This is a genomic window from Endozoicomonas sp. ALB115 (assembly GCF_049310245.1).
GTDB lineage: Bacteria > Pseudomonadota > Gammaproteobacteria > Pseudomonadales > Endozoicomonadaceae > Endozoicomonas.
On record NZ_JBLYZG010000113.1, the window covers coordinates 1 to 7,055 of the forward strand.

Consider the following 7,055-nt stretch of genomic DNA (forward strand, 5'->3'; position numbering starts at 1 on the left):
GAATGGCAATGGTTCTGCCGTCCGCCGTTTCCTGCAGGATTCGACCTGCCTTGTCGTAAGTCCAGCTCAGCTGGCTTTCCGGATTGGTGGCGGTGAGCATGCGACCGGTGGCATCGTAGGTGTATTTAGTGACTTCACCTTGTGCATCCACTTGGAGCAGCCGTTTGGCGGTATCATACTGGTAAGTAGTTTCAATGCCTCGCGGGTCGGAACTGCTGGCCAGCAGGTTATCAGTCCGGTAGGTGCGGGTGATGGTACTGCCATCGGGGCGGGTTTCACTGATCTGTCTGCCGTATTTGAGGGCATCAGTAACGACAACAACCCGGTCCAGGTCGTCATAAGTGACGGCGGATGATTGACCGTTGGACCGAATCAAAATGGGCTTGATATGGAGGAAGGACTACAACGCTGAGCATGGAAAGGAAGATTCTACTCAGCGTTGGATAGGCCACGTTAAGGGGCAATGATATATGGAAGAATCATGCCTAATAGCATCACATATTTTCCAAAAAAAAGGATCAAAGAAGGTAGCAAAAACCCTACTACCTTCCATTTTGAGTCTGATATGCAAATGTTAACAATAAAAGCGCAAAGATATATCAGATAAATCAAACGACAGCCATCTGCAGGTTCTATTTCTAAGCTGCATTGAAAAGCAAACCAGCTAACAGCATAGGTCAATAACATCAGCAGCTTCTGGATATAACTTTTGCAATCTTCCATGTCACTTTCCTTGCCGTGCTGGAGAATCGCTTCTATAAAAGTACTCGTGGCCTAGAAAAATTCCTCCATCTCGGAAGAATTTAGCATCCTTTTCAGTTCCGGGAGCTGGAGGAGCTGGCCAGTTGCTAGGATTATTGTCCAACCGTAAGTTGCACAGCGCAAATGCTTCATCACAACGATCCTTTTTACGAGCAGACTCGCTAGGATTTGTGCACATTACTCCACCTCCGTCACTCATATCCCAACACTTGTCATGTGCCATGGCACACATATCGGTACTATCTACTGGCGCTGCATTACCCATGAAGCCTCCATTTGATGGAGGATAAACTCCGCCACTCCATCCTTTACCACCCCAGTTACCATATGTTGGACCATTGATTACACTCCGCCCTCCTGATGTATTTGCCCAATTAATGGTATCTAAGCCAAGGGGGTCAAAAAATGTCATTGGGCTAGATGATGAATACCTAAACTGATTTAGTCCACCACTCAACCCAATAGGATCACTCTGAACATAACGCCCAGTTCCCGGCGCATAATCCCTGAACCGGTTGTAATACAAACCACTCTCACCATCCGCATACTGTCCGGGGAAGCGAATATTAAACCCAAGGCTTTCACCTCTGGTGATATCCGCAACACCATACGGCGAGAGGTTGGTTGCCCAGGCATTGCTGCCAGCCTGATCCGTCATGGCTCTTGGCGTTGACAGCTGATCTGCATGCACATCATACACACCATTCGTTGTTTTGTACTGCAATGGCGCAAAACCAAGTGCATAACGATACTGTTTGATCAGTGCATTGTTACTGTCGTATTCCGCGACGATGCTGTTACCCTGCCATTGGAAGCGGGTTACTGTGCCGTTCACGCTTTTGAGCACGCGGCGGCCCAGGGCATCGTGGGCATACTCAGCGATAGTCGCTGGCGTCGTGGCACCGGCGGGGTAGTCTTCAAACCGCACCATACGGCCACGGTTGTTGTAGCTGAACGCCTGGTAGCGGTTATCCGCCTTGTTGATTTTCTTCACCAGGTTACCGGCAGCATCGTACTCGTAGGTGTGGGTGCGGTCTTCCAGTAACTTGTTGAAAGCGTCGTATTGTTGCCCGGCTTCCAGTCGGTTGCCCAGGGCATCGTACTGGTAGCTGTAGGTTTCAGCACCGTGAGTGGCACTGACCAGCCGGTCGATGGCGTCGTACCGGTAAGACCACTGCGCACCGTCGCCGGTTCGGTTGGTGAGCAGACCGTTGCTGTCGTATTTATAACCGTAATCGATACCGGCCACATCGGTGTAGTTCTGGCGGGTCAGCTGGCCTGCGGCATCGTAATCCCAACGGCTGGTACGACCATTGGGGTAGTTGATGCCCTTCATCTGACCGATGGCATCCCAGTTAAAGGTGTGGGTGCCGTCGGGGCTGGTCATACCCGATAGCAGGCCGCGTTTATCCCACACATAGCTGAGGGTTTCACCGGCGATGTTTTGCCCAACGGGTTCGCTGTCGGCATTGTATTGAATGGCAATGGTTCTGCCGTCCGCCGTTTCCTGCAGGATTCGACCTGCCTTGTCGTAAGTCCAGCTCAGCTGGCTTTCCGGATTGGTGGCGGTGAGCATGCGGCCGGTGGCATCGTAGGTGTATTTAGTGACTTCACCCTGTGCATCCACCTGGAGCAGCCGTTTGGCGGTATCATACTGGTAAGTAGTTTCAATGCCTCGCGGGTCGGAGCTGCTGGCCAGCAGGTTATCAGTCCGGTAGGTGCGGGTGATGGTACTGCCATCGGGGCGGGTTTCACTGATCTGTCTGCCGTATTGATCATACCGGAATTCAGTGACACCACCGGCGGCATCGGTTACCGTCAGCAGTCGACCTGCAGCATCGTAGGTAAACTGTGTTGTCTGGTTGAGGGCATCGGTAGCGGCAACCACCCGGTCCAGGGCGTCATAAGCGACGGTGGATGATTGGCCGTCCGGGCGCAGGGTCTTCACCGGTCTGCCCAGGTCATCGTACTGGATGCGGGTGGTTCGGCCCAGCGGGTCAGTTGAACTCAACATCAACCCAACGGGGCTCCAGGTCATGGTTGCGGTATTTCCCAGAGCGTCTTTTGTTTGAGTGGGATAACCTGTGTCAGACCACTTCATCTGTGTAACTGCTCCAGATGGGTCTGTCATTGTTAGCAGGTTACCCGCATTATCATAAGTCAGTGATGAGCTTCTCCCTCCCGGAGTAGTTACTTTTACTGGCCAGGGCTTATCACCTTTATACTCCAACAGGGTGGTTTGCCCATAAGGGTTGGCTGTACTGAGTTTTCGGCCTAATGGGTCAAATTGGCTTGGCCAGTCGTTACCAGTGGCATCGGTGAATTTTTGTTGATACCCATTACTGTCATACTCACGAAATACTGATTGTCCCATTGGGTTGGCATCGGTGATGATTTGACCATGGCTATCGTAAGTAAAGGTCCAGGCACTTTTCAGGCTATCGGTTTTGGTTACACGACTATTCCTGACATCATAGCTGTAGGAGTATTTGTTAGCGCCTTCAGTATAAGACCTTACCTTATGCCCGTTATAGGTGACTTCTGTGACCACTACACCGGTGGCATCAGTGATTCGAGTGAGCTGATGCCATTTCTGTGGATCCATCGAAAGCAGGTAATCCTGATATTTATACTTTCGTACACCACCGACGGGGTCAGTCACTGTAACCAGGTTGCCACTGGCATCGTAGTCATATGCCCATTGTCGCCCAGAATGATCTGTCACCGTGGCAACCCGGCCATTCAACCCATAATTCAAGTTGAGGCTTCGACCATGTGCATCACCAATCTGGGTCAGGCGATCTTCATCGTCATAGCGATACAATACTTCTTTCTTATTTGCATCCCGTCTGGCGACAAGCCGCCCAACTGCATCAAACTCGGCGCTGCTGCCATCCAGTTTAATCAGGTTAGCATGCCCATTCTCAAGCACTTCTATGGTGTCGAATTTTCCAGCGGGTGGCTGGTAAACACCCTCGGCGTCTTTCAGCCATGTGTACCGTTTACCACTTCCGGTTCTTAAGACGTACTGTTCCTGGGCTTCGACACCTGCATCAGTCTCTATCTGATCTACTGTCTTGAGGAGTGATATTTCACAACTTACCGTCCAACCATTACCAAATATTCCGGAGCGAGGTTCCTGTGAGTTGAATGTGCGGGCAATTTGAATATTGCCGTAGCCAGCCAATGCCACATCGGTTTCATTCCACTGAAAACGGCCAGTACTGACAATAACTGGAGAGCGCTTTGGCCCGCAACCCATATCCGAGCTTGGCGCAACATCTGTTTGGCATAGTGAATCCTCACACCCCCCTGCTTCAGGTGATTCTGGCGCTTCCTGCTTACGGGTCACATCATGCCCCTGATCCCAGGGGAAGTGATAGGCCCGGGCACTGAAGCTGGCACTTATGGCCAGCAGGGCACCAAGGCTGATGCTGCTGATTTTTCTGGCCATTTGCCATGTTGGCAGCAGGCGGGTATTGGACAATGCATCCCTGATCATTAGTTGGTTCCCCTTAATCCTGAAATCTGCTCCGACAAGGCTTTGAACTGCTGGCCAATGCGGTCCAGCAATGCCTGACTCTGCGGGTTTCGGGCAAGCCACTGCTCGACGGCCTGATAGTGGCTGTCATACCAGGCCAGGTGTTCATTGGCGGTAGTACCCCGGCTGCTGTAGGCGGCATTCACTTTCTGCCGCACCTGCTCATCAAGCAGGTATTGGGCTTCCAGATTTTCGGGGTCGCTTTTCAACAGCTCCAGCCGTTGCATCATTCCTTCCAGCGTGGCCGTACGGGTATCCATCTCGATCAGGATATAGCGCTCCGGCGTCAGCCCTTCTTTTTCCGCTGCAATGGCGGCCATTGGCATGGCCAGCCCCAGGGCGATGGCCAAGATCACCTTTTTCATGGTGTTTATCATGTGCAACTCTCCCTAGTTATAAACGCGCTGCAGGGTGTAAACGGTGATTGAACGGTGCCCGTTAGGCGCAACGCCGGTGACACCAAGGCGGTAATAGCCACTCGCCAGGTAGTTTCCATCGTTATCCCGGCCATCCCATTTGATGGTGTTGGCACCACCAGTCAGGTTCTCGTGCAGGAAGGAAGCCACTTCTTTGCCGGTTTCCAGGTCGTAAATGCCCAGTTCCGCACTGCCCGGTTGCGTCAGGTTAAAGCTGACGTTACTTGCTGAGGCTTCGCCATCGCTGCTCACGCCGCCGACAGAAAATATGGCTGGCGTCGCTTTAACGGCACTCACGTGGCTGCCGCTGCGAACATAAATGCTGTTATCCGGCAGGTAATAACCCCAGATACCGAACAGGAAGCTTTCACCCGGCGGCAGGGTAATCATTTTTCCGTTCTCATTTTCACCATGCCAGACGATACGGTGTGTGCCTTTACCCAGTGGTTCACGTTGATGGAACGTCATCAAGCGGGTGTTTACGTTAAAACGCCCCATGAACGACGTGACTTCAGAAGCCCTGCTCAAGGTGAAGGTAATTTCCAGTGGCTTGCCCGCATAAGGTGCAAAGTTTGAAGGATAACCCTAAAACCATAATGGCCCGCGCTGCGGGCCATTATCTATTGCCTTTTGGCAAAATAACCAAGGCTTTTCAGATCATTCAAATAATTATTTTTAAAGTAAATCCCTCCAGGAACTACGGCGAGCAAAAAACAAAACAAAAAATAAAACATGTAATATTTGTCTGTATTAAACGCCAGACTCCAAGCCTCTATTAGCGAAAAGGCCATAAACATAGGAGAAACTAACAAACATGCAAAAGCTATATATACAACCAAACCAACTATATTCTTTGCAATAAAACCTCTGCGGCTAAGATACATCAAAGCCTTAGCATATAGCCAAAACCCTGCCCATATCACAGCTGAAAAAGCTAAAAAATAAATCGCTGTCAAAATCCACATAATCTTAGAATTGCTGACCTGCTAATTCACCAGCACCAACAGATACCCCTTCCACAATTGAGCCAACTGTATTACCTGGCGCATTACTGATACCTGGAGCACCTAACGGCCTACCTATTATTGGGAAACGATATGGCCCTACATACCGACCAAGTGCATTACCCAACGGTCCACCCAAAGCACCACCTAAAGCAGCGCCAGCTGCTGCTGAGAAATCATAATTACAAGGATCAGTGACATCATTTCCTGAAACCAAGTTACCAGCACCTTGCCCTAATAAACTAGCAACTCCCGCACCAGCTGCCGCACCTGCCGCATTGGCTCCAAAGGGATTAACAGCACCAACTAATGCACCTGAGCCAGCACCGGCTAATGCTCCTTGCCAGCCTCCAGAAATGTAACCACCAATACCACCAGAGATAGCACCATAAACTCCACCCGCTACACCATATTGGCCTGTTGGGTCCGCGTAATTAATTGGATTGTTATAAACGTAAGTGTAGCTATTCGGCCCATCATAAAGTCCTAAAGGATCACTTTGGACATACCGCCCAGTTCCCGGCGCATAATCCCTGAACCGGTTGTAATACAACCCACTCTCACCATCCGCATACTGCCCGGGGAAGCGAATATTAAACCCAAAGCTCTCACCTCTGGTGATATCCGCAACACCATACGGCGTGAGGTTGGTTGCCCAGGCAGTGCTGCCAGCCTGATCCGTCATGGCTCTTGGCGTTGACAGCTGATCTGCATGCACATCATACACACCATTCGTTGTTTTGTACTGAAGCGGCGCAAAACCAAGGGCATAGCGATACTGTTTGATCAGTGCATTGTTACTGTCGTATTCCGCGACGATGCTGTTACCCTGCCATTGGAAGCGGGTTACTGTGCCGTTCACGCTTTTGAGCACGCGGCGGCCCAGGGCATCGTGGGCATACTCAGCGATAGTCGCTGGCGTCGTGGCACCGGCGGGGTAGTCTTCAAACCGCACCATACGACCACGGTTGTTGTAGCTGAACGCCTGGTAGCGGTTATCCGCCTTGTTGATTTTCTTCACCAGGTTACCGGCAGCATCGTACTCGTAGGTGTGGGTGCGGTCTTCCAGTAACTTGTTGAAAGCGTCGTATTGTTGCCCGGCTTCCAATCGGTTGCCCAGGGCATCGTACTGGTAGCTGTAGGTTTCAGCACCGTGGGTGGCGGCTACCAGCCGGTCGATGGCGTCGTACCGGTAAGACCATTGGGCACCGTCGCCGGTTCTGCGGGTCAGCAGGCCGTTGCTGTCGTATTCGTAGCCGTAATCGATACCGGCCACATCGGTGTAGTTCTGGCGGGTCAGCTGGCCTGCGGCATCGTAATCCCAACGGCTGG

At 51.5% G+C, this 7,055-nt stretch carries 7 protein-coding genes; all 7 read right to left on the bottom strand.

What is annotated here, in order from left to right; all coding sequences use genetic code 11:
- Positions 1–376 (bottom strand): hypothetical protein (locus ACO6VE_RS23425; protein ID WP_422463798.1); only part of this gene is annotated, 376 nt, incomplete at its 3' end.
- 77 nt (positions 377–453) lie between these two features.
- On the bottom strand, positions 454–723 hold the full coding sequence (locus tag ACO6VE_RS23430; protein WP_422463799.1) for a hypothetical protein: 270 nt from the start codon (positions 721–723) through the stop codon (positions 454–456).
- Position 724: 1 nt separating this feature from the next.
- Positions 725–4,264 (bottom strand): RHS repeat-associated core domain-containing protein, encoded by a 3,540-nt coding sequence (locus ACO6VE_RS23435; RefSeq protein WP_422463801.1) that lies wholly within the window; start codon positions 4,262–4,264, stop codon positions 725–727.
- The gene (locus ACO6VE_RS23440; protein ID WP_422463803.1) at positions 4,264–4,668 is read right to left on the bottom strand and encodes a hypothetical protein; all 405 of its coding nucleotides are present in this window, start codon (positions 4,666–4,668) and stop codon (positions 4,264–4,266) included. Before ACO6VE_RS23440 ends, ACO6VE_RS23435 begins: the two co-directional genes overlap by 1 nt.
- A gap of 24 nt (positions 4,669–4,692) precedes the next feature.
- Positions 4,693–5,247, bottom strand: a complete 555-nt coding sequence (locus ACO6VE_RS23445) for a FlgD immunoglobulin-like domain containing protein (protein WP_422463805.1) — start codon at positions 5,245–5,247, stop codon at positions 4,693–4,695.
- Positions 5,248–5,339: 92 nt separating this feature from the next.
- Entirely contained in the window at positions 5,340–5,684 is a 345-nt protein-coding gene (locus ACO6VE_RS23450; RefSeq protein WP_422463807.1) for a hypothetical protein, read from the bottom strand.
- A 4-nt stretch (positions 5,685–5,688) separates the two neighbouring features.
- The coding region (locus ACO6VE_RS23455; protein WP_422463809.1) for an RHS repeat-associated core domain-containing protein at positions 5,689–7,055 on the bottom strand (1,367 nt) is incomplete at its 5' end.